Annotated in this window: 20 protein-coding genes; 12 read left to right on the top strand and 8 right to left on the bottom strand. The window is 56.7% G+C overall.

Annotation, left to right across the window (positions count from 1 at the left end):
* Nucleotides 1-130: 130 nt before the first annotated feature.
* Complete coding sequence (locus G516_RS0110460) at nt 131-811, bottom strand: Fe2+-dependent dioxygenase (protein ID WP_028293612.1); 681 nt, start codon at nt 809-811, stop codon at nt 131-133.
* Between the two features lie 145 nt (nt 812-956).
* On the bottom strand, nt 957-3,200 hold the full coding sequence (locus G516_RS0110450; protein WP_028293611.1) for a TonB-dependent receptor: 2,244 nt from the start codon (nt 3,198-3,200) through the stop codon (nt 957-959).
* 327 nt (nt 3,201-3,527) lie between these two features.
* Here G516_RS0110450 and G516_RS0110445 point away from each other — a divergent pair, with 327 nt between their 5' ends.
* From G516_RS0110445 to bfr (G516_RS0110400), 10 genes are all read left to right on the top strand, one after another.
* Nucleotides 3,528-4,337: a DUF3450 family protein gene (locus tag G516_RS0110445; protein WP_028293610.1), complete on the top strand. Its 810-nt coding sequence runs from the start codon at nt 3,528-3,530 to the stop codon at nt 4,335-4,337.
* On the top strand, nt 4,337-5,650 hold the full coding sequence (locus G516_RS25065; protein ID WP_051219247.1) for a MotA/TolQ/ExbB proton channel family protein: 1,314 nt from the start codon (nt 4,337-4,339) through the stop codon (nt 5,648-5,650). Before G516_RS0110445 ends, G516_RS25065 begins: the two co-directional genes overlap by 1 nt.
* A 12-nt stretch (nt 5,651-5,662) precedes the next feature.
* Complete coding sequence (locus G516_RS0110435; RefSeq protein WP_051219245.1) at nt 5,663-6,025, top strand: MotA/TolQ/ExbB proton channel family protein; 363 nt, start codon at nt 5,663-5,665, stop codon at nt 6,023-6,025.
* Nucleotides 6,026-6,027: 2 nt separating this feature from the next.
* The gene (locus G516_RS0110430) at nt 6,028-6,435 is read left to right on the top strand and encodes an ExbD/TolR family protein (RefSeq protein ID WP_028293608.1); all 408 of its coding nucleotides are present in this window, start codon (nt 6,028-6,030) and stop codon (nt 6,433-6,435) included.
* Nucleotide 6,436: 1 nt separating this feature from the next.
* Entirely contained in the window at nt 6,437-7,102 is a 666-nt protein-coding gene (locus tag G516_RS21990; RefSeq protein ID WP_051219242.1) for a hypothetical protein, read from the top strand.
* A gap of 4 nt (nt 7,103-7,106) precedes the next feature.
* Nucleotides 7,107-8,594, top strand: a complete 1,488-nt coding sequence (locus G516_RS21985; protein ID WP_156879013.1) for a tetratricopeptide repeat protein — start codon at nt 7,107-7,109, stop codon at nt 8,592-8,594.
* Nucleotides 8,595-8,735: 141 nt separating this feature from the next.
* On the top strand, nt 8,736-10,145 hold the full coding sequence (gene thrC / locus G516_RS0110415; RefSeq protein WP_028293607.1) for a threonine synthase: 1,410 nt from the start codon (nt 8,736-8,738) through the stop codon (nt 10,143-10,145).
* A 346-nt stretch (nt 10,146-10,491) separates the two neighbouring features.
* Nucleotides 10,492-10,971: a DUF2947 domain-containing protein gene (locus tag G516_RS0110410; RefSeq protein ID WP_028293606.1), complete on the top strand. Its 480-nt coding sequence runs from the start codon at nt 10,492-10,494 to the stop codon at nt 10,969-10,971.
* Between the two features lie 240 nt (nt 10,972-11,211).
* Complete coding sequence (bfr, locus tag G516_RS0110405; RefSeq protein ID WP_028293605.1) at nt 11,212-11,685, top strand: bacterioferritin; 474 nt, start codon at nt 11,212-11,214, stop codon at nt 11,683-11,685.
* A gap of 11 nt (nt 11,686-11,696) precedes the next feature.
* Entirely contained in the window at nt 11,697-12,197 is a 501-nt protein-coding gene (gene bfr / locus G516_RS0110400) for a bacterioferritin (RefSeq protein ID WP_028293604.1), read from the top strand.
* A 206-nt stretch (nt 12,198-12,403) separates the two neighbouring features.
* Here the strand turns inward: bfr (G516_RS0110400) and G516_RS0110395 are convergent, their stop codons facing one another.
* The 6 genes from G516_RS0110395 to G516_RS0110370 all read right to left on the bottom strand — a co-directional run bounded on the left by G516_RS0110395 (nt 12,404) and on the right by G516_RS0110370 (nt 21,304).
* Entirely contained in the window at nt 12,404-13,156 is a 753-nt protein-coding gene (locus tag G516_RS0110395) for a DUF4198 domain-containing protein (RefSeq protein ID WP_028293603.1), read from the bottom strand.
* 319 nt (nt 13,157-13,475) lie between these two features.
* Nucleotides 13,476-15,353, bottom strand: coding sequence for a feruloyl-CoA synthase (locus G516_RS0110390; RefSeq protein ID WP_028293602.1), 1,878 nt, complete (start codon nt 15,351-15,353; stop codon nt 13,476-13,478).
* Between the two features lie 113 nt (nt 15,354-15,466).
* The gene (locus G516_RS0110385; RefSeq protein WP_028293601.1) at nt 15,467-17,290 is read right to left on the bottom strand and encodes an acyl-CoA dehydrogenase; all 1,824 of its coding nucleotides are present in this window, start codon (nt 17,288-17,290) and stop codon (nt 15,467-15,469) included.
* An 18-nt stretch (nt 17,291-17,308) separates the two neighbouring features.
* Nucleotides 17,309-18,607, bottom strand: a complete 1,299-nt coding sequence (locus tag G516_RS0110380; RefSeq protein WP_028293600.1) for a thiolase family protein — start codon at nt 18,605-18,607, stop codon at nt 17,309-17,311.
* Nucleotides 18,608-18,936: 329 nt separating this feature from the next.
* The gene (locus tag G516_RS0110375) at nt 18,937-19,791 is read right to left on the bottom strand and encodes a p-hydroxycinnamoyl CoA hydratase/lyase (RefSeq protein WP_051219238.1); all 855 of its coding nucleotides are present in this window, start codon (nt 19,789-19,791) and stop codon (nt 18,937-18,939) included.
* A 115-nt stretch (nt 19,792-19,906) separates the two neighbouring features.
* Nucleotides 19,907-21,304, bottom strand: a complete 1,398-nt coding sequence (locus G516_RS0110370; protein WP_028293598.1) for an aldehyde dehydrogenase — start codon at nt 21,302-21,304, stop codon at nt 19,907-19,909.
* A 533-nt stretch (nt 21,305-21,837) separates the two neighbouring features.
* On the opposite strand from G516_RS0110370, the gene G516_RS0110365 reads away from it, so the two are divergent.
* Both G516_RS0110365 and G516_RS0110360 read left to right on the top strand, forming a co-directional pair.
* Nucleotides 21,838-22,878 (top strand): TRAP transporter substrate-binding protein, encoded by a 1,041-nt coding sequence (locus G516_RS0110365; RefSeq protein ID WP_028293597.1) that lies wholly within the window; start codon nt 21,838-21,840, stop codon nt 22,876-22,878.
* A gap of 219 nt (nt 22,879-23,097) precedes the next feature.
* Nucleotides 23,098-23,565 carry a MarR family winged helix-turn-helix transcriptional regulator gene (locus G516_RS0110360; RefSeq protein WP_028293596.1) on the top strand — a complete coding sequence of 156 codons (468 nt, stop codon included), beginning with the start codon at nt 23,098-23,100 and terminating at the stop codon, nt 23,563-23,565.
* Nucleotides 23,566-23,731: the final 166 nt, after the last annotated feature.

Genomic DNA, 23,731 nt, shown 5'->3' with positions numbered 1-23,731 from the left:
TGTCGAGGATGGCTATCGAGAGCAAGCTCTCTCCCACAATGTTGTTCAGACCCCAGACCCCAGACCCCAGACCCCAGACCCCAGACCCCAGACCCCAGACCCCAGACCCCAGACCCCAGACCCCGCGCTCTTACGTCTCCGACCACTGTTGCAGCAGTTTGTGGTAAACGCCGGATAGTCGCACCAGTTCCGGGTTGTCGGGGTTCTGGGCGGTGATGGCCTGAATGCTGAGGTCGAGGTCGTAAAGGGTACGACGCTGGTCGTCGCTGCGGATCAGGCTTTGTATCCAGAAGAAGGACGCCAGTCGGCGGCCTTGGGTAACGGGCGTTACCCGGTGCATGCTGGTGGACGGGTACAGCACCGCGTCGCCAGCGGCAAATTTCACTTTCTGCTCGCCGTAGGTGTCGAGCACTTCCAGTTCGCCGCCTTCATATTCATCCGGGTCTGAAAAGAACACCGTCATCGATAAATCCGTGCGGACTTTTACCGATGTGCCGGGCACCCGGCGGATGCTGTTGTCGACATGAAAGCCGTATTCGCCACCGCCCTGATAGCAGTTGAACATCGGCGGGAAAATCCTGTTTGGCAGCGCCGCTGCCATAAAGGTTTGCGATTGGCCAAGACAGGCCAGAATAAAGTCGCCCAGCTGGCGTGCTTCCGGGCTGTCGTCGGGCAGTTGCAGGTTACGCTTGGCCAGTTGCGCCTGATGACCGGCTGTCGCCGCGCCATCGACCCAGTCGGCTGCTTCCAGCAAGGCTCGGGCTTCCGCGATCTGGTCGCGGCTGATCAGTTGTGGAATACGTATGAGCATGGGGGGGCACCAAAAAAATATCCGAATCAGACAAGTCTGATCCGGACAGTGTTACAGCAACGTCCTTGTTGGCCAACCCTGAACCGCAGCTACTGGTGAGTTATCAACAGCGGCTGCGTCCGGGCTGGCTATCCGCACTGGCCTATCAGAAGTTGTAGGTCAGGCTGCCTTTGATGCTGCGAGGGTTGCCTGGCTTGAAGTGGCCTTTGGCGCTGTAGTCGGTGACGTACTCTTCGTCAGTCAGATTGTCGATGTTCACTTGCAGTTTCAGTGCATCGGTCGCCTGGTAAGCCGCCATTGCCGACCATACGGTGTAGGCATCTACGGTGTAGTAGGCGGTGTTACGACGCCAGAAAGTTTCACCGGAGTTGTAGTTACCACCAGCGCCCAACGTCAGACGGTCGTCCATGCCGGTGTAGCTCAGCCACAGGCTGGCAGTGTCGTCAGGAGAACCTTGCAGGCCCAGACCTTCTGCTTCCGCAGTACGGTCTTCGGTTACTTCGGTGTCGAGGCTGGTGTAGCTGGTGGTCAGCGACACGCTGTCGCTCAGCTGGCCAACGGCGCTCAGTTCGAAACCGGAGGATTCCTGTTCACCGGTCAGGTAGTACTGGGCAGAAGTACCACGACCTTCGGAGTCAGCCACGGTTTTGGTGGTTTTGAAGATGGCGGCAGACAGCATCAGACGCTCATCCAGCAGTTCCCACTTGGTACCCAGTTCCAGTGTTTTGGACTCTTCCGGGTCGAGGGCGTTGCGGCCAACGTTGTTGCTCAGTGCCAGGTCGGTGCCCGGTGGCTGCTGGGCATTTGCGTAACCCAGGTAGATGTTTCCGTTATCGGTTGGCAACCAGCTGAAGGCTGCGCCGTAGCTGAAGGTGTTGGCAGAAGCGTCAACGTTTTCAGTACAGGTGCCACGACTACAGGAGTCACCCTCAATCTTGAACTTGTCGAAACGCAGGTTCAGGTCAACCTGGAACTGTTCACCAAACTTCAGGGTGTCGAAGGCGTACAGCGACAGAGTGGTGGACTTGCCGATGGTGTCTTCACCATTGCGTACCAGGCCGCCGGTTGCACGAATGCTGTCGGCGCCGTTGGTAACGGTTGGGTCGAACAGCACGTCGGTACGTTCCGGGTTGCTGCTGGCAATGCCGCCAGTGTAGGTGAAGTCACCGGTAACACCGTAGTTGGTGCGGTCTTCACGGGCGTATTCGGCACCAATGACGATATCCTGGGTGAAGTCATCGCTGCCCAGAGCAATGGTGGTGTCCAGCTGGGAAACAAACAGCTTGTTGCTCTGATCCAGGTTCTGGGAAATATCCAGACGCATCAGGCCAGTGTCGTCGTACTCGTCGTTGTCACCGGTCAGGCTGCCCCACCATGGACGGCTCAGTACCGATTCCTTGTCGTTTTTGCCAAAACGGGTCTGGGAACGAACGCTGATGAAGTCGTTGACGTCGTGGTTTACGGTGAAGGTCAACATCCTGGTGTTCACTTTCTCGTAATCACGGCCTTTCACGCCGAAGTACTCATCCCAACGGGAAGAGTCGATCGGACCTTCCGCCATGCCGGTCGACGCCGCATTGGTTTCCTTGATGAACGGCAAGCCCAGTACCGGCACGTTGTCCTGCTTCATGACCATGGCATCCAGCGTCATGCTGGTTTGCTCGCTGGCCTGGAACAGTACAGACGCTGCACCGGCAACGGTTTTGTAGTTTTCAACACCGTTGTCCAGAGCATCGCCACCGTTGGAGTACAACAGGTTGATACGAGCAGCCGTGTCATCGCTCAGCTGCTTGTTGCCATCCAGAGTCACGCGCTTGGTGTCGGCGGTGTCGTAGGAAGCACCGACAGAACCAAAATCGTCCAGCTTGGCACGCTTGGTCACCAGGTTAACGCTACCACCACCGGTGTTGCGGCCATCCAGAGAACCGCTGGCGCCCTTGGTGACTTCCACTTGTTCGTAGTTGAACAGGTCGCGGTTGTAACCTGCGACGTCGCGGATGCCGTCAACGTAAATGCTGGAGCGGGCATCGAAACCACGAATGGTGACCTTGTCGTTGGCAGAGACCACACCACCACCGCCTTCACCGCCACCGAAGGTGGATACGCCGGATACGTTACGCAGGGCGTCGGTCAGGCTGGTTACACCCTGGTCTTGCAGGGTTTCGCCGGATACAACGTCAATGGTCTTCGGTGTTTTGGCAATAGGCTGGGTCAGTTTTACTGAGGAGCTCTTGTCAACCTTGTAGCCTTCTTCGGCTTCGGCAGATGCCTTGGAGGTTGGCAGTTGGCGAACTTCTTCAGCCATCAGGCCAGCAGAAGGAATGGCGGCGGTGATAGCCAGGGCAAGGGCCTGCTTTTTCCAGCCGGAAGTGGGATTACGCTTTTCCATCATGATCGTCCAGATTCTAATTTTGGGTCTGTTACCAACCCCGGTTACTGCGGCGCGGACTACGCTTGTTGTTATTCTTTGCGGACTGTCGCTTTGTTGTTATTTGCTGGCACACAGGCTCTGTTCCGGAAACGGAATAAACCGGTCGAACCTGTGCGACTGCATTCCAGCGGGGTGGCAACATATCTTTACATTCGCTCAAATGCAAACCATTTTTATTTACAAATGAGTCTGTTCACGAAATAATCGCTTCCTATCAGGCACGACTTCAGCTTGGCCGCCGGTCGACTTTCTCATCTGCCTCGGTCAACACGACAGGACGATTCAGTGAACAGATTCCCTTCCAAACCCCTGCTGGCAGCGACCTTGCTGCTGTCTTTTGGTACCTCTCATGGCGACGATCTGGTACGTCAACTGGACGGTTTATCCCGTCAGTGGTTGATGACCGAGCAACAGGCCAGTCACATTGAACAGAGCTGGCGGCAGCAGAAGCCGGTGCTGGAACAGCGCATCAGCTTGCTGAAAGCCGAGAAAAGCGAACTGTCCGAGGTGATCAAGCGCAGCAAAACCAGCAGCAACGACGTTGATGAACAGCGCATTGCCCTGCTCGAAAAGCAGACCCAGGTTGAGCAGGATCAGGCCCGCATCACCGAAGTGACCCAGTCGCTGAAGTCCCGTCTGGATGGCTACTTCTCGATGTTGCCACCACCGTTGCAGCAAGACTGGATGAACGACGACGAGGTTGAACCTTCGGAGTTGCTGCGTCGTCAGCTGGCGCGTCTGAGCCGTCTGGAAGAATTCAATGATCGTCTCACTGTGGTGTCCGCACGTTTGCCAGCGGCCACCGTGGGTGCTGCCAGCGGCAGTGACGATGTTTTGGTCAAGCAGCTGTATCTGGGTCTGGCGCAGGCCTGGTTTGTCAGCGCCGATGGCAGCTACAGCGGCGTTGGCCGGGTAGTGGATGGTGAATGGCAGTGGTTGCAGGACCCGGCCATCGACCCGCAAGCGGTACTGGCTGCCATCGATGCCGCCAACTCACAGGTGCCTACCGAACCTGTGTCCCTGCCTTTGGCACTGTCTGACTCCCTGGCGATGGGACAAGACGCCACCACCATTACCACCACGGAGGGCGAATAATGAACTGGCTATCCCGATTGACGCTGGCAAGCCTGGCGCTGGTAGCAGGCTCCGCGGTTCAGGCGGCGTCGCTGGAAGCGCAAATGAGCGAGCGCATCAAACAGTCACAGGCCCAGTTGGCCCGAACCGAGCGTACGGTGACCAATGAACAAAACAAACTGACCAAGCAGTTGAACGCGCTGGAACGCGATGTCATTACCCTGCGTAAGGAAAGCGAAGCGGCGCGCCGTCTGGCGGACGAACGCAACCTCAGCCTCGACCAGCTGCAGGGCCGCCTGAAAGAGTGGAGCGCCCAGAACAACTACCAGCTCAATCTGATTCAACAGTACCTGCGTTCACAAGGTGCCGAGCTGGGGCAGGAGTCCACACTGGATGACAAAACCCTGCAACTGCTGCGTACCTCTGCGCAGGTGGAAAACTGGCTGACGCCGCATTGGCAGAGCCGCGACGTGGTATTGCCATCCGGCGATATCCGTTCACTGAAACAACTCGATACCGGCCCGCTGCACTGGGCTCTGGATGGCGCCAGCGCCTACCGGGTGGCGGAACAGGAAGGCGAGTGGCAGGTGCTGGAAGCATTGTCGCCAGAGTCCTCGTCGGCGCTGACGTCGGTGCAACAAACCGGCAACGGCAGCATCCGCTTTGACCCATCGCTGAACACCCAGGCCAATGCCCCGAGCGAAAGCCTGCTGGAGCACGTCGAGCGTGGCGGCCTGTGGGCGATGCCAATTCTGCTGTTCGCACTGGTGGCGCTGGTGATTGCGATTTTGAAAGCGGTACAGCTGCTGCGTTTGCCTGCGGTTCGCCAGATTTCCAAAAACGGCGTGGTGAAACTGCTGCAAGGTCAGGGTGATGCCCTGCCAAAAGGCAGCATGCAGGCCCGTTTGCTGGAGCTGGCACAACACAGCGACAGCGCCGCCGAGCGCGATGACCAGCTGCTGCTGCAACTGGGTCAGGATCGTCACCAGCTGGAAAAACGCCTCACCGCGGTGGCTGTGACTGCGTCGGTCGCACCGCTGCTGGGTCTGTTGGGTACGGTCAGCGGCATGATCGAAACTTTCCGCATGATGACGCTGTTTGGCAGTGGTAACCCGGAAGTGGTGTCTGGCGGTATCGCCCAGGCGCTGATCACTACCGAACTGGGTCTGGTGGTTGCGATCCCGGCGCTGGTGATTCACTCACTGCTGTCCCGTCGTGCCAAATCCTACTACCAGCAGCTGGAAAACTTTGCGCTGGTATTGGCCAGTGACGAACAAGTGATCAAACCGGAACAGGGCGCTGCATCCAGCGACGCCGTTGCTCAACCGGCATAAGGAGCGCGAACGATGAATATTGAAGTGTTTTCCGATATGGCCCACAGCGCCATGTGCTGGGTCATTCTGGCCACTGCGTTGTTCTGTTATCACCGCATGGCGCTGCAATGGATGGCTGGTGAACTGCACGCCCAGAAAGAAGACCAGATTACCCGCACGCTCACCAGCGCGCTGCCGCTGTTGGGCCTGCTGGGCACCATCATGGGTTTGCTGGGCTGCTTCAAGGCAATGTCGGCCGGTGCCACCGGGGTGACCCTGTTCAGTGCCGGCATCGGTGATGCCTTATTGACCACCCAACTGGGACTGCTGTGCGCCATCCCGGCGTGGATTCTGCAACACCTGCCACAGCGTGCGCTGGCCCGCCAGGAGTCCTGATCATGCAGGCCAGATTGCAACAACGACTGGAACAACAGCAGCCGCAAGGCATTGATATGTCGCCGCTGCTGGATGTGGTTTTTATTCTGCTGATCTTCTTTATTGTGACCACGGTGTTCGTGCGCGAAACCGGTGTTGAAGTGGATAAACCACAAGCGGTATCGGCGGCTACGCTGGAGCGTAACGTCATTCTGATTGCGGTGACGGACACCGGCGAAGTGGTCTACGACGGCAGCAACATTGGTGTTGAAGGCGTGCGGGCACTGGTGGCCGACTTGCAGCAGCGCTCTGAGAAGCCGGTGGTGATTCAGGCCGACAAAAACGTCGTAACCGAACGTCTGTTAGCCGTGATTGACGAAGCCAAACTGGCCGGTGCTCCGGCCGTCAGCATTGCAGCCCTGCGAGACTGATATGGCCGAGCATCTTTCTGTTGAAGCAGGCCCGGCCGGTCGCCATGGCGTTCGTCGTCATCTGATTGCGGCAGTGCTGGGGCTTGGGCTGATTGCGGTACTGATGTTGCTGCTGCTGTTGGGGCAGGGACTGGAACAACAGGTATCGCCGACGCTGGAGGTTCGCAATATCAGCATGGCGCCGCCACCACCTCCGCCACCACCACCGGCGGCGGTCACGCCACCACAAAACGACATGGTGCTGGAACTGGCGGTCAGTGGAGCAGGCCCGGCGTTGCCGAACCTGGATGTGCCGAAAAACATCGACCTTGGCAATCTGGATGCCCCTGATTTCAGCATGCCGGATGTGCAGCTGACCGAAATGGCTCCTGATTTCAGCACCTTTGGTCTGAACGAGCTGGACCAGCTGCCAACCCTGCTGACACCGGTGAGCATTACCTTGCCACGCAGCCTGACCCGTCAGGGCGTCAAACGGCTGTCGTTGCAACTGGACATCACCATTGATGAAAAGGGCAAGCTGACGCTGAACCGCATCATCAAGAACGACTATCCGCAAATGGAACCTGAAATTCGCCGTCTGATTCGCACCAGCCGATTCAGCGCGCCGACCAAGGACCAGAAAAAGGTCCGGGCCCGCTTCGTGTGGCCATTGGAAATTGAGGCTTGAAAACGTGTTAAATCTGAACAAAACCCAGCCGTCTAATGTTTCTTCCTTGCCCTTTGCTGGCAAGACCCTGAGCCTGATTCTGGCCGGTTCCGTGCTGTTGGCGTCGAGCCTGTTCAGCCAACCGAGTGAAGCGGCCAAACCGCGCGGCGACCGTGGCATGGAACGCGGCGGTGGCGATAACGGCATGTTCGAAGCGCCAATCAGCGATGTGGCGCTGGTGATGCCAGACCAGAGCTGGTCTTTCGTGATTGATACCCGCGGTTTGCCGTCCACGGCCGACGAGCTGAGCCCGGAAGAGCGCACGCTGGCGCGTGAGCTGCAACCGCTGCTGGACCAGAAACAATACAGCCAGGCACTGACGCTGTTGAACGCTCGTCCGGCGGATCAGGACTCGGTGCGCATGGCGTTGCTGCGTGGCCAGATTCTGCTGACTCTGGATAAATTCAAGGCCGCGGAAAGCTCTCTGAAACGCGTCATCGAGCTGAAGTCCGACAGTGCTCCGGCGCATCGTGGACTGGCCATGATTTACATGAAAAACCAGAACTTCAAAGCCGCCCGTCAGCACCTGCAAAAAGCACTGGCGCTGGGGGGACAAGAAGCCCAGTTGTTTGGTCAGCTGGCCTACGTAAACCTGCAAATGGACAACGCGGCAGCAGCGGTTTCCGGCTACCAGCAAGCGTTGTTCCTCGATGCCGAAAACAAACAATGGGCGCGGGGTCTGCTGTTTGCACTGACTCGCAGCCAGGCGTTTGATCAGGCTCAGGGACTGGTGGAAGAGCTGATTGCCAGCACCCCGGACAGTGCCGAGTTCTGGCTGATTCGCAGCCAGATTGCACTGCGTCAGGACCGCTACAACGAAGCCCTCAGCAGCCTGGAATACGCCATGATGCTGGGCGACAACAAGCCGTCGAACATGCTCACCGCGGCGCAGCTGCACAGCCGTTATGGCAGTCTTGACCGCACCATTGAGCTGTTGACCGATCGTCGCCTGCTGACTGGCAAGCAATCTCGCGGTGCGGTGAATACTCTGATTCAGACCGCCGACTGGCTGGCCAGTGAAGAACGCTGGAAAGCGCTGCGCTCGTTGCTGGCCAAGGTCAACAAGAAAGACCTGCCGAAACAGGCCGGTGGTCGTCTGGCGATCAGCGAAGCCCGTCTCGCGATGGCCGAAGGCAAGTCGACCCAGGCTGAAAAACTGCTCAAACAAGCGGTGGACCGTCACCCGGGCAATGGCGATGCCTTATTGCTGCTGGCGCAATTGCTGGCCGACAAGCAACGTTATCAACAGGCGGGCATGATCTACCTGCGGGCAGAATCCATCGACCGCGTGCGTGAACGTGCCATGCTGGGCCGTGCCCAACTGGAAATTGACCAGCGCAACTATAAGGAAGCCCTGCGTCTGATTTCCTCCGTGGTACGCGAAAATCCAGCCCGTACCGACCTCAGCGCCAGCATTCAATCATTGCAGAATCTGGTTCAAACCCAGGGCTAAGCCGTGCCGGTGCAAGACCGGCACTGCACTCTTTGCCCAAAGCGGGTACACTAGCGCACTTTCTGTTCAGGGGCGGGTTCATTCCCTCGAATTGGCCGTCCCTGGCTGCTCATATTCAAAGCATTCGGGTTTCACACCATGATGAAATACATCTCCACTCGGGGTAATGCGCCAGAGCTGGCGTTTGACGACGTTCTGTTAACCGGTCTGGCCGCTGATGGCGGTCTGTACGTACCGAAGGAAGTGCCACAGTTCTCTCTGGAAGAGATTGAATCCTGGCGCGACCTGCCTTACACCGAACTGGCTCACAAGGTGATTTACCCGTTCGTTGAAGGCTGTGTGGAATCCGACGCGCTGAAAGAGATGCTGGAATCCGTCTACAACAACGACGTATTCGGTCACAAGGCCATCGCCCCGGTGCAGCAGATCGACCACAACGAATACGTGCTGGAGCTGTTCCACGGCCCGACATTGGCGTTCAAGGATTTCGCCCTGCAAATGCTGGGTCAGCTGCTGGACTACGTACTGGCCAAGCGCGACGAAAAAGTCGTCATCATGGGTGCGACCTCCGGTGACACCGGTTCCGCCGCCATTGAAGGCACCAAGACCTGCAAGAACGTCGATATCTTCATCCTGCACCCGCACGGCAAGGTATCCGAAGTTCAGCGTCGTCAGATGACCACGGTTGAAGGCGACAACATCCACAACATCGCCATCGAAGGTAACTTCGACCAGGCTCAGGACATGGTCAAAGCCTCCTTCGGCGACCAGGCCTTCCTGCGTGGCGAGCGCAAGCTGGTTGCAGTAAACAGCATCAACTGGGCGCGCATCATGTCCCAGATCGTTTACTACTTCTATTCTGCGCTGAACCTGGGTGGTCCGGTTCGTCCAATGGCGTACTCAGTTCCAACCGGTAACTTCGGCGACATCTTCGCCGGTTACATGGCCAAGAAGATGGGTCTGCCTGTTGAGCAGCTGATCATCGCTACCAACGAAAACGACGTGCTGCACCGTCTGATGAGCAACAACCTGTACAAGGTTGAGCCGCTGAAGCACACCATCACGCCGTCCATGGACATTGCGGTATCTTCCAACTTCGAACGTCTGCTGTTCGACCTGTACGACCGCGATGGCGCCGTCATGTCTGAACTGATGGGCAAAATGGCCGATCGCAGCGTTGAAGTGGAACTGTCTGAAGAGAAGCTGGGCAAGGCCCGCGAAGTATTCGACAGCTACGCTGTGACCGAAGACGTGGTGGTAGAAACCATGCAACAGGTATTTGGTGAATCCGGCTACCTGCTGGACCCACACACCGCGATTGGCGTGAAAGCCGCTCGTGAATGCCGTCGCAACAAGAACATTCCGATGATCACCCTGGGCACCGCCCACCCGGTGAAATTCGAGGAAGCGGTTCTGCGTGCCGGTTACGAGATGCCAAAACTGCCACACCACCTGGCCGACCTGATGGACCGCGAAGAGCGCGTAGACGTGCTGCCAGCGGACCTGAAAACCGTGCAGGAATTTATCGCCAAAAACACCTTCAAGGATTAATTCTCGTAGGGTGTGCGGCGCGCACCTTGCAGAGTCGATTCAGGGGGCGGTGCGCAGTGCGCACCTTACCCACAGAAGGCAAACGCCCGCCGGAGCAATCCTGCGGGCGTTTTTGTTTGTGGCGCTTGCAGGTCATGGCTCTGGGGTACGTAGGGGCGAATTTATTCGCGAGCGGGAGCCATCTGACACCGGTTCTTATGCCTGGCATCGAGAGCAAGCTCTCTCCCACAATGTCTGCCGACACCCGAGCCTGCGTGGCCCGCACTACACTCGACACCCGACACCCGCAGACTTTTTTGTTACCCTGCTGACTTATCTACTCTCGACCCAATCTTCAGGACTCACTATGAATTACGTTCCGCTCAGCGACTTTAAATGGGGCTGGATTTTCCGCCACCGCGAACTGCCCATCCCGTCCGAGCATCTGGAACTGATTCGACCGCTGGCCAAAAACGCCGCCAATCAATATTGGAAAACCCATATCAGCAAGGAAGCCGCCCACGCGGTGAATTTCCTCGGTGATGATTGGCCTTCCCATAACGGCGTGTGGAACGACAAGGAAAACTGGGAAGCGGCCTGGGATAGCGATAGTCAGGAATTACCGGAAGCGCTGGCCGAACATATCCAATGGGAAAGTAACGTAACCGTATTTTTCTGTTACGACGTCGACCATGTTGTACAAACCCGTTGGGATATATTTCAACAGCACTGGAAAAACTTTCTGTTTGTCGATGATGAACCGATATTGTTGGGAAAGAATCGCAATGAGTGTGTGCGATTTCATTCCGATGGCAGCTATCAGACCGGAATGAAACCAAAACGCTAATCTTTCTTATTTGTGGGTGGGAATGGGTTTAATAAATATCTATATGTTAAATTTAAAAAACCCTTTCAAATCAATGGTTTGTATCTTCTTTAAATGTGCTTGTGAATGTATTTGATATTCGATATCAAATACATTTGCTCATAAATTATCAAATAACGCCTTATTATATTTCTTTACTTGTTGAATTCATTTTTAAGCCCTAAACTCCACCTCAATAATTAATTCACAGGGCGATAGGGTATGAAAGGCGATAGCAAGGTTATCGAATACCTGAACCAGGTACTCACCATCGAACTTACTTCCATTAACCAGTATTTCCTGCATGCACGCATGTACAAAAACTGGGGCTTCGAAGAGCTGAATGAGAAGTGCTACAAAAAATCCATCAAGGATATGAAACAGGCCGACGAATTGATCGAGCGTGTTTTGTTCCTCGAAGGCCTGCCGAATCTGCAAAAACTGAATCGTCTGCGCGTTGGTGAACACACCGAAGAAATGCTGCAGTGCGATATGGATCAGATCGACGAGCAAATGACCCTGCTGCGCGAAGCCATTGCCTACTGTGAATCCGTCAGCGACTTCGTTAGCCGTGAACTGCTGAAAGAGATCCTGGAATACGAAGAAGAACACTTCGACTGGATCGAAACCCAGCAGCACCTGATCGAACAGACGGGCATCCAGAACTACCTGCAATCCATGATGAGCGACGACTGAAGGACAGACACATGAAAGGTAATCCTCAAGTAATTGAAAAACTGAACATGCTGCTGGCCGGTGAACTGTCTGCCATGGACCAGTACTTTATCCACTCCCGCATGTACGCCGACTGGGGCCTGTGGAAACTGTACGAGCGCATCGACCACGAATTCTTCGACGAGCGCGAGCATGCGTCTGAGCTGATCAATCGCATCCTGTTCCTGGGCGGTATTCCAGACATGGTGACCCGCGTTGATATCAACGTTGGCAAAGACGTTCCAGCAATGCTGAAAAGCGACCTGGATTTGGAATACAAGGTAGTCGACGACCTGCGCGAAGTGATGGCTTACTGCGAGTCCGTTCAGGATTACGTCACCCGCGACATCCTGCTGAAAATGCTGGACGACACCGAAATCGACCACGCCTGGTGGCTGGAGAAACAACTGAAGCTGATCGATCGCATTGGTCTGGAAAACTACCAGCAGTCGATGATGGGCGAAGAGCCAGCCAACACCGGCGGCGCTCACTGAACATTTGTAAAATTTGCGAGCCACAGCACCCGGTTAGCAGTTATACTATGAGTCAGAGTTAGACAAAATTTGCTTTGATGAGAGAGCAAATCAAAAGCCCCGATACCCGCAGAAGGTATCGGGGCTTTTTTATGGTTCAAATTCGGGGCTAATGCCTTATAGCTGCTTTGTTTGAACTGTCTATTCAGAGGGGGCAGCGATATTGCTTACTCTTCCTCATGCTCCAGTGAAAACGACAGGGTGGCCAGGTGTTCAACCTTGTCTTCTTTCTTTGGGTCCATGGCTGGGCCTTCGTAGCTGGCGGCGACGACGTTCAAGCCCTGATTACGAATGGCCAGTGTGGCTTTGCCGTCGTTGCCGGTGATCACGGGTTTGGCATCCGGGTTGGTGACCAAATCGGCAATCACATGGGCGCCTGCGACCGGTTGGCCTTCGTATAGCACCTGATAGGTTACGTCGTGGCCCAGGTGGTGTGGGAAGTGGTTGCCTTTGGGGGGCAGCGGGATGATTTGCAGGCGCTGGTTTTCAATCACGGGTACGGGCTTCAGTTCGCCTTTCAGGTGTACGGCGTATTTGAAGGTGGTCAGGCTCAGGATGGAGTCGGGTACTTCGTCACGGCCCTTGGCGTGCCATTTACCGTCCGGGGTTTTGCTCCAGATGCCGTTGAACATCACGACTGATACGGCGCTGGCTTGCTTGTCTTGATCGATGTCTGTGTCGATTAGCAGCAATGGGCCAGAGGGCGTCAGTTCGGTGCTGGTGGCGTTCCAGTCGGCATCGTAACGGGTTGGGCTACGGAATTTGTGCTGGCGTTTGATGGTATCCAGGTCTTCGGCACCATCGCCATAAACCACGGCCAGTTTGGAGGAGCGTTCAGCAAACCAGACGCCGTGGGCGTTGGCTGTGTTGGAGACAAGCAGAACAGAGCTCAGCAGCAGTGTGTGGGCGAGGGTTTTCATTCGTTATCAGCACCATGATCGGATTGGAATTTTTCATCATGGTAACGAGATTGGTTCTTGAATGAAATAATGTAACCTTTATTTGTGCGGGGTGCTGGGTTCTGCTCGGTGGGGGCTCTCCCTGTGTTAAACATCCCAAGAGCTAAAAAGCCCAAGGATAGGAAGGCCTTTGGAAAAAAGCCCGGTTTTCCCACTACAAAAAACCGGGCGAAAGCGGCGTTTGGTCAACAAACGACCGGGAGCACAGTGTCTGCCAACACAGCACCGGAGAATGCGCTGTGGTGGCATCGAGTGATTCAGAGGATTCCCGGCTGAAAGATTACTTCAGCCCCAGTACGCCCTCTTGCAACTCATCGGCGTAGAGTTTCTTCACCGTGTCGGCGCGGTTTTCCAGAATCGAGCGCTGGTTCAACGAGCCTTTGTCAGTGATCTCGTGGGCGTCCAGCTGCGGTGCGTTGGCTTCGATGGTCAGCCGCACAATCTTGTTGGAGCTGCCGGTTGCTGCCGAAGCCATTTCAATCAGCAGGCCCTGGAATACCTCACGGGTGTGAGGGTGGTCGACCAGTGCCTGTGGGTCGCTGCTCAGTGGCAGGCCGGTGAGCTTGCTCAGCTGCGCCATGTCCGGGAAAACCATTACGCTGATGTAGCTGCGGTCGTGGCCTGCCACCACCAGGTCCTGTACGTACGGTGCACACTGGTGAATGGTTTGCTGGCGCAAGGCGCCGACGCTGACCCAGGTGCCGGTATCAAGTTTGAAGTCTTCCGATACCCGGCCGTCGAAGCGGAAACCGCGGTTGGGTTCGCTGGCGTCGATGTATTTCAGCGCATCGCCGAGGCAGTAGTAGCCTTCTTCGTCGTACGCCTGTTCGGTTTTTTCGGCGTCGCGCCAGTATCCCGGGGTAATGGAATGGCCCTTGATGCGAGCTTCCAGTTTGCCGCCGTTTGGTACCAGTTTGATTTCACAACCCGGTGATGGCGTGCCCACCACGCCAGAGGCGCATTCGGCGATGGAGGCAAACAAGGCACCCGGGCCGGTTTCGGTAGCACCCATGCCGGTCATCATAGGCACTTTCTTGCCAGTGATTTCTATTGCCAGCTCATCCAGTGCATCCCAGACGTGTTGGGCCATGCCGGCACCGGCGAAGTACATCACGTTGAGGCGGCTGAAGAAGTTTTCGGCTACATCGCGGTTGGCGCGCAGTTCCTGTACCAACAGCTCGTAGCCCTTGGGCACGTTGAAGTAGATGGTCGGGGCCACTTCGCGCAGGTTTTCCAGCGTTTGCTTCAGCAGTTTTGGCGTGGGTTTGCCCTGGTCAATGTAGAGCGAGCCGCCGTTGTATAACGCCAGATAGGTGTTGTGGTTGCCGCCGAAGGTGTGGTTCCACGGCAGCCAGTCGACCAGCACTGGCGGTTCGTTACGCACAAAATTGAAGATGTCGGCCAGAATTTCCTGATTCGAGGCCAGCATGCGGTTAGGGCAAATCACCCCTTTGGGCATGCCGGTCGAACCGGAGGTAAAGAGGATTTTGGCAATGGTGTCTGGCGTCACTTGCTGGTGGGCAATGTCGACGGCCTCGGTCACCGGGGTGGCCAGAATCTGTTCAAAGCGGCTCAGCTCGCCCTTGAGGTTATCGTCGCCGTGCTCGGTAATCACCGACAGCACTGGCAAACCTGGCAGTACGGCGTCGATGGCGTTACGGTACGGCCCAAGGTTGTCGGCAAACACCAGTCCCGGCGTCATCAGACCGGCGATGTGGCGCAGTTTGCCGAAGTCGGTCGAAATGGTGGAGTAGGCGGTGGAAATCGGTGCGTAGGGAATGCCTACGTACATGGCCGCCAGCGACAGTAACAGGTGTTCGGTACTGTTGCCGGACAGCACGATGATTGGCCGCTCGACACCCAACGGTTCGCCGTCTACTCGCAGGTCCAACAGCCATTGAGCAATGGCACGCACTTGCTGGTGGGCTTCGGCGTAGCTGATGGCTTCCCAGTGGTTCAGTTCGGGGTTGTTGATGCAGCGCTGGGCTACAAACAGCTGATCCGGGGTTTTGGCTGCCCATTGGTCGAGGCAGTCGGTAATGCGGTCCGGGTACTGACCAAGCTCGCCTTGTGGGCGAACAATCTGGCTGCCATCTTCACGATGTTCAACGGTGACCTTGTGGGCCGTGACGTCGACGGGGCGAAATTCCGCGTTCATTGTGTTTTCTCCATGCCGCCTTTTTTATGTTTATGGCGGCTGCTGAGCTTCTTTAATTGTAATGTTCTATTCGGTCAATCCTGACGTTGGTCGTCAGGAGCTGCGTTGCGGGATTATTCGCCCGCCAGTGCAAAATCAAATTCGCTGAGGCCGCTGGTGGCGTTGGCAACCGTGGTCAGCAAGGCATGAATCTGCGGCATGCCGTGGGCGAAGTAGAATTTCGCCAGTGCCATCTGGTTGCGGTGGTATGCCGGGTCACGGTCTTGCTGCACCTGTTTGTGGGCCAGGTTGGCCAGCAGCGCCAGTTGCCAGCCACTGCACAGTCGGCCAATGGCTTCCAGCATGGGTACAGAACCGGCGTGCAAACGGGCCTGGTCGGCTTGTTTGCCAATGCCGCCGTTGGCGTTCGGTTGCAGCTCCAGCAGGGTGCGCAGTTGACCGTGAATGGCGGCCACAGCGGATACCAGTCCGGCGCGCAGCTCCTGCAGCTCGCCTGGCAGTTGGTCGGCATCGCTGGAAATCTGTCGCAACAGGTTTTGCAGCGCGGTGCCGTTGTCGCCAAGGATTTTGCGGAACATCAGGTCGCGGCCTTGAATGCCGGTGGTGCCTTCGTAAATGGTGGTGATACGAGCATCACGAATAAACTGGGCCACGCCGGTTTCCTCAACAAAGCCCATGCCGCCGTACACCTGGGTGCAGGTACCGGCCATCAGGTTGCCCTGTTCGGTCGAGAAGGCTTTCATAACCGGTGTTAACAGGGCGATGCGCTCGCGCAGGGCTGCGACCTGTTTTTTGTCGTCAGACTGCTCGGCCATGTCGATCCAGGCGGCAATGGAGTAACCCAGTGCCCGCAAGCCGGTGGTCTGGCTGGCGATCGACAACAGCATGCGTTGTACGTCCGGGTGACGGGCAATGGTGACCCGTTCGCCGGTTTGGTAGTCGGCGCCTTGGGTACGTTCCAGCGCGTAGCCAAGGGCGTGTTGATAACTCAGCTCGCCAAAGGCAACGCCCTGCAAACCGGTGCTCAGTCGGGCTTCGTTCATCAGCACAAACATCGCCATCAGGCCCTTGTTCTCCTGGCCGATCAGCTCGCCAATGCAATCGTCATTGTCGCCGTAGGCCATCGAACAGGTAGGGCTGCCGTGCAGGCCCATCTTGTGTTCAATGCCGCTGCACACCACGTCGTTGCTGTCGCCCAATGAGCCGTCCGGGTTAATGCGGAACTTGGGCACCGCGAACAGCGAAATACCACGGTTGCCTTCCGGTGCATCGGGAGTGCGGGCCAGCACCAGATGGACGATGTTCTCGGCCATGTCGTGCTCACCGTAGGTGATGAAAATCTTCTGGCCCTTGATCTTGTAGGTGCCATCTCCCTGCGGAATGGCTTTGGTGGTGGTGTTGGCCAGATCGGAACCGGCAGACGGTTCGGTCAGCGCCATGGCCACCGACCAGCGGCCGCTGACAATGGGTTCCAGATAGGTTTGCTTCTGGGTCTCGGTACCAAAGTGCATGAGGATTTCACTGCCGCCCTGAGTCAGTGCCTGAAACATCACAAAGGCCAGGTTGGCCGACAGCCACATTTCGTTGACTGGCTGGGCGATGATGCGAGGCAGTTCCTGACCGCCGTAAATGGCGGGCAGCGCCAGTCCGGTCCAGCCGTTTTCAGCAAACTGGGCGTAGGCTTCTTTCCAGCCATCCGGGGTGATGACTTTGCCCTTTTCATCGCCGTCGGCAATGAAACGGCAGCCTTGCACGTCGCCGCTGGCGTTCAGTGGTGCCAGAGCACCACTGGCGAATTTACCGGCTTCTTCCAGAATTGCAGCGACAAAATCCGCCGGGTACTCCGCGAGGGTGTCGAAGCGGTCGAGCTGGTTGTATTCACGCACCATGTCGAGCGTGAACAGCATGTCTTTTAACGGGGCTTGGTAGTCACTCATGATTGCTGACCCTGTAAATTATCCAAATTTTTCCAACAGCACGGCGATGCCCTGGCCGCCTCCGGCGCAGGCTGACGAGATGGCGAACTGGCCATCGGTCTGGTTCAGCTGGCGGGCAACGGTGTGAGTCAGGCGCACGCCGGTCACCCCTAACGGGTGACCGATAGCGATGGCGCCACCGTGAATATTCAGGCGTTCGCGGTCCAGTCCCAGCTCGCGTTCGCACGCCATGACCTGAGCCCCGAAGGCTTCGTTGATTTCGTAGCGGCAAACGTCATTGACGCTCATGCCACGGTCGTTCAGCAGCGAGCGAATGGCCGGTGCCGGGCCGATGCCCATGATTTCTGGTGGCACGCCCACCACGGAACCACCCGCTATTCGCGCCAGCGGCTTGAGGCCGTGAGCGCGCATATAGTCACCGCTGACCACCAGTACCGCTGCCGCGCCATCAACAATGGCGGAGCTGTTGCCACCGGTTTGCACGCCGGTGTCGTAGGCATCGGTGTATTGGCTGGAACGGAATGCCGGGCGTAGTTTGGCCAGGGTTTCGAGGCTGGTGGGGCGCACGTGGCCGTCGTGGTCGAACGACGCAGCGCGGTCGGCCAGCTTGAGTTTGCGTGGCTGATAGCCTTCCAGCGTCCATTCGCTGTTTACGACCGCGACCACTTCGTCATCGAAGTAGCCGTTTTGTTGGGCGGCAACGGCATTGGCGAAGGAACGCGCGGCATAGGCGTCGACGTCTTCGCGTGAGATGCCATAACGTACGGCGAGGTTTTCGGCGGTATGGCCCATGCCGATGTTTGGCGCGGTGTCGATGGTGGCTTCCCAGAGGAAGTCCTTGAATTCGACCTGGCCCATACGGAAACCGGCGCGGTGGGTGTAAGCGGCGATCGGGTTGCGGGACATGGATTCGGTGCCCACTACCATCGCGAGCTTGGCTTTGCCCAGCGTAATCTGGTCGGCAGCGGTCAGAATGGCTTCAAAACCGGTGCCGCATAATCGGTGAACCAGCACGGAAGGTGCTGACTGTGGCACGCCTGCGTAGAGGCCAATATGACGAGGCATAAAGAAGGCGTCGTAACTGGCCTGGGCGACGTTGCCGGCAACAATAAAGTCGACGTCAGTGGCCTCAAGGCCGGACGTTTTGCCAACCTTGTCGAGCAGTGCACGAGTGGCGTAAATGCCGAGATCGGTAGGCGACACATCGCGCAGGACGCCGGTGTAGTCGGCGAACGGGGTGCGGGCTCCGTCGACGAGCCAGATGTCGTCGTAGCGGGAGATCATTGCGCCTTGTTCTGCTGCTGCGAATGCGTTCATACCAGAGCTGCCATGTTCGGGTTGTTGGGGCCTGACGGCTTATTGTTGTTTTTGTGTTGCTATTACTGCGAGTGTTGCAGTGGCGGGGGTTGGTCCTCTTCAGGGGTCTTACCCCTGGGCCGGACGGCAAACCCCACTTCGCGCTGCCGATTCGCTGATCGGTTATTGCTGCCAACACCCTGCGGTAACGCGCAGATTCAGCATCCCTGCTTCAACTGCGCTGCCCGGCCATCCATGGCCGGTGCTACCGGTGTGTTGTTGCTCTAACCGGCCCATCTCGAGGCGCAGATGCGGTTCCTGCAAACCGCTTTTCATGAGACCTGACTTGCTTACTGGCCTTGCTTGGACTTGTCGTAAGCACCCAGGCCTGGCTTGTAGGTCTTGTCGTCGATGAACTGTTTGATGCCTTCCTTGCGACCGTCGTTGTCGAAGAAGTTGGCGGCTTCCTGAGCACGGACCAGGAAGTCTTCGGCGTTGTCGTAGGTCATTTCCTGAACCCGACGAACGGCGTCTTTGGTGGCCTTCAGGGCAACCGGGTTTTTCTGCAGCAGTACGGAGCACACTTCCTGTACGCGTTCTTTCAGTTGCTTGGCTGGTACCGCTTCGTTGATCAGGCCCCATTCAGCGGCGGTTTTGCCGGTGATGTTTTCGCCCATCAATGAGTGGTACATGGCGTTGCGGAACGACAGCAGGTCGGTGGCCACTTTGGTGGCACCGCCGCCTGGCAGGATGCCCCAGTTGATTTCAGACAGACCGAACTGAACGTCTTCAGCGGCGAAGGCCAAATCGCAGGAGTACAGCGGGCCGTAGCCGCCGCCGAAGCACCAGCCGTTAACCATGGCGATGGTTGGTTTCTGGTACCAACGCAGACGACGCCACCAGCCGTAGGATTCACGCTGGGCGCCACGGGTGGCACCGAGGCCTTTGGCTTCGTTTTCGCGGAAGTATTCTTTCAGGTCCATACCGGCAGACCAGGCAGTGCCTTCACCGGTCAGTACCAGTACGCCGACGTCGTCGCGGAATTCAAGTTCGTCCAGCACGCGCATCATCTGACGGTTCAGCTTCGGGCTCATGCAGTTGCGTTTTTCCGGGCGGTTGAAGCTCACCCAGGCAACGTTATCCACAACTTCAAAGGCAACGGTGTCCAGCTCGTCCTGCGGGATGTCTTTTTCGTAAATGCTCATGTCTCTCAACCTTTTTAAATTCTTGTCAGTGGTCAGTCAGCACAGCCACGGCGGCTGCGCTGATGGAATGGGTTGTATTAATTGGGTGTCTTAATGGGCGCCTTAAATTGGCGTCTTAAATGGGATAGTGACCCGGCTCGGTTTCCATGGTGATCCAGCGCAGCTCGCTGAACTGGTCGATGCCAGCCTGACCACCAAAACGGCCATAACCGGAAGCGCCAACACCACCAAATGGCATCTGGGCTTCGTCGTGTACGGTGGCACCGTTAACGTGGCAAATACCGGAATGGATTTGCTTGGCAACCTTCAGGCCGCGAGCAGTGTTCTGGGTAAATACCGAAGCACTCAGACCGTATTCGCTGTCGTTGGCAATGCGAATGGCGTCGGCTTCGTCCTTGGCGATGATCATGGCGCACACCGGACCGAAGCTTTCTTCGCTGTAGATGCGCATTTCCTTGGTGACGTTGCCCAGCAGGGTGGCAGGCATCAGCACGGAATCGGCTTTGCCGCCTGCCAGAATGGACGCGCCTTTGGATACGGCGTCGTCGATCAGCTCATTCACCTTGTGGGCGGTCTTCAGGTCCACCACGGCACCCAGCGGGGTGTTGTTTTCACGTGGGTCGCCGGTTTCCATTTTGGATACCTTGGCGGCCAGCTTGGCAGCGAATGCTTCAGCCACCGACTCAACCACCACCAGGCGCTCGGTCGACATACAGATCTGACCCTGATTCATATAGGCACCGAAAGACGCAGCTTTTACCGCTTCGTCCAGGTCGGCATCTTCCAGCACCACGAACGGGGCTTTACCACCCAGTTCCAGCAGACATGGCTTCAGGTGTTCGGCGGCGCGCTTGGCAATGATGCGGCCCACGTCGGTAGAACCGGTGAAGTTAATGCGTTTTACCTGTGGCGCGTCGATCAGGGCACCAACCACCTCACCGGCATCCGCAGGTGCGTTGGTTACGTAGTTGACGGTGCCTTCCGGGAAACCGGCTTCGGCCAGTGCTTCAATAATCAGCGAGTGCGTGCGCGGGCAAATTTCAGAGCACTTGAGGATCACGGCGTTGCCACAGGCCAGTGCGGTAGAGATAGCACGCACACCCAGAATGATAGGGGCGTTCCATGGCGCAATGCCCAGAATCACGCCGACGGGCTGGCGCACGGCCATGGCCAGACAGCCCGGCTTGTCGGAAGGGATTACTTCGCCGGAAATCTGGGTGGTCAGGGAAGCCGCTTCGCGCAGCATGGAGGTGGCCAGCATAACGTTGAAGCCAGCCCAGCCAGCGGTCGCGCCAATTTCATTGGCCATGGCATCGATAAAGTCGGCCTGACGGGCAGCCAGGGCATCGGCGGCTTTCAGCAATACAGTACGACGGGCGTTAGGGCCCATTTCCGACCAGGCTTCAAAGCCTTTCTGAGCGGTTTCTGTTACCGCGGCAATATCGCTGGCTTGCATGGCAACAGCAGTGCTGGCGACGTCGCCAGTCAGTGGGTTCAGGCGTTCAAAGTTCATTGTTATCTCCGTTTTTATTTTGAGTGGATAACGTTGTGGCTTGGGTACGCGCTGCAGTAACTGGCCCGAATCGAGGCGGTGTCTGGCGAGTACAGTAACCGCATCAGCGGTGGTTTTCGGGCTCGGGTTATTGAGCTTCGATCTTATTGTTGCCTGAAAATATAGTTTAGTACCACAACAATTTTCAATGGATTTCTGAAACGACTAAGACCAAAGGCGTAGACTGGAAGGCTCAAATCAGCCTGGCCTGTTTTGTTACAGCGACGGATTTTCGGCAGAATAGGTTTTTTAAGTGTTTGAATTTAAATAAAAAATTGGAATCTGTACGGCCCCGTCAGGTGACGCGTTGACGACCTGTGATGACCCGGATCAGGTAATATGCCCAACAAATTGTTGTTGACATAAACAATGTGCGTAAAACACACTCGTTGCCATCAGATTGGTGATGGATCGGCTGATCGACTGCCCACGGCGAGCATCAGCCACGGCAATCTGAAACACAAACCAATATAAAAATAACCTGGGTGTGAACCATGAAGATCAAGACTCTGCTGGTGTCGTTGGGCATCACGCTGGGCAGCCTGACCGCAGTGAATGCACAGGCCGCTGAACCCGAATACTCATTCAAGCTGCATCACTTCCTGCCGCCAATGTCGATGGCGCATCGTCAGTTCCTGCAACCCTGGGCCGACAAGGTGATGAAGGAATCCGACGGTCGCATCAAGATTGATGTGTACCCGGCCATGCAGATGGGCGGTAAGCCACCGCAGCTGTTTGACCAGGCGCGCAAGGGCGTTGCCGACATTACCTGGACCGTTGCCGGTTATACGCCGGGCCGTTTCCCGAAGGGCTCTGTGTTTGAGCTGCCGTTTATGCCAGCCAGCGCAGAAGCCACCTCCATGGCGTTGCAGGAATACGCCGAAACCGAGATGCAGGACGAGCTGGATTCCGTCCACATTCTGGCGCTGCACACCCACGCGCCAGGTTCACTGCATGCGCGTAACAGTCAGATAAAGCAGGTATCGGACCTTGCTAACCAGAAAGTGCGTGCGCCGAACAAGGCCATGGCCGAGGTGTTCAGCAACGTCGAAGCCAGCGCGATCTTTATGCCAGTGACCCAGATGACCAGTGCCTTGTCGAAAGGGGTGCTGGACGTGGCGGTGCTGCCGTTTGAAGTGGTTGCGCCACTGAAAATTCATGAGCAAACCCCTTACCACACCGAGATCAAAGGCGAGCGTGGCCTGTATGCCCAGTTCTTTGCTTTCAGCATGAACAAGAAGGCCTACGACAAGCTGCCTGACGATTTGAAAAAGGTGATCGACAACAACTCCGGCATTCCGCTGGCCCAGCACATTGGTCAGTTGTTCGATAACTACGAAGCCACTGCTCGTGAAGTGGCGGTGAAGAATGGCAACAGCTTCTACACGCTGCCAGAATCCGAAGTGGCCATGTGGCGCAAGCAAGCGCAGTCGGTTACCGATGACTGGATTGATGACATGGACGACGACGGCCAGCGTCTGTACGACAAGGCCAACGCCCTGATTGAGAAGTACCGCAAGCAGGTTGGTCACTAGGCTGAGATTGACCCCGCTTTAGCGTGATCGGTTTGGAAGCCGATGCCAGTTAGCTCCCTTGCACCGGGGCGCTGGTGTCGGTTTCCTCCGCGTCCGACACTCAATTCCTGAAACGGCTTGCGATGGCTCAGGAAGGTCACCTTTGTTGCATGGCGTTATAATTGCAGTTTGCTACAATCTGGCAATTATCGTTTCTGGCTCAAGGCACTTCCTTTTCCCATGTCCGCTTCTGACAATCCCTCCGATACCCTCGATTTTGGCATGTTGCATCAATTAATCGGCTACCGTTTACGCCGTACTCAAATGGTGTTTTTCAACAGCTTTGCAGACGCCTGTAACGACCTTGGCATCAGCCCGGGCCTGTTTGGTGTGCTGACGCTGGTGAAGGAAAACCCGGGCCGCACCCAAACCGCCATCGCCCAGGCGCTGGGCAACGACCGTTCGGCCATGGTGGCTGCGGTCGACAAGCTCGAAAAGCTGGAGCTGGTGGAGCGCAGGCCATCCCGCACCGACCGTCGTTCCTATGCCTTGTACCTGACGGACAACGGCGAAAGCTTCTATGAAAGGCTGCGCCAGCGGGTGTTGCAGCACGAAGGTGAGTTGGAAAAAGTGCTGCGTCCAGGTGAAAAAGAGCTGCTGCTGGATATGTTGGCACGGCTGTGTGCTGCCCGTGATGGTGACGACTGACAACGCTTTTATGTCCCTTTGGAGCGCACGTAAAACGCAAGTTTCAAAACCGGCCAAGTGCCGGTTTTTTTGTGTCTGGAGTGACGTTCTCGCATCCGTTAAATGTAATGGCTTTTGAGATAAAACTTATTGGATAGACTGATTGCTTTAAAAAACAATTGTTTTG

Origin of the sequence: Oceanobacter kriegii DSM 6294 (assembly GCF_000422845.1) — a bacterium.
GTDB classification, from domain to species: Bacteria; Pseudomonadota; Gammaproteobacteria; order Pseudomonadales; family Oceanobacteraceae; genus Oceanobacter; species Oceanobacter kriegii.
Note: the sequence above shows the minus strand (reverse complement) of the source record. Positions and strands in the feature narration are given on the sequence as shown.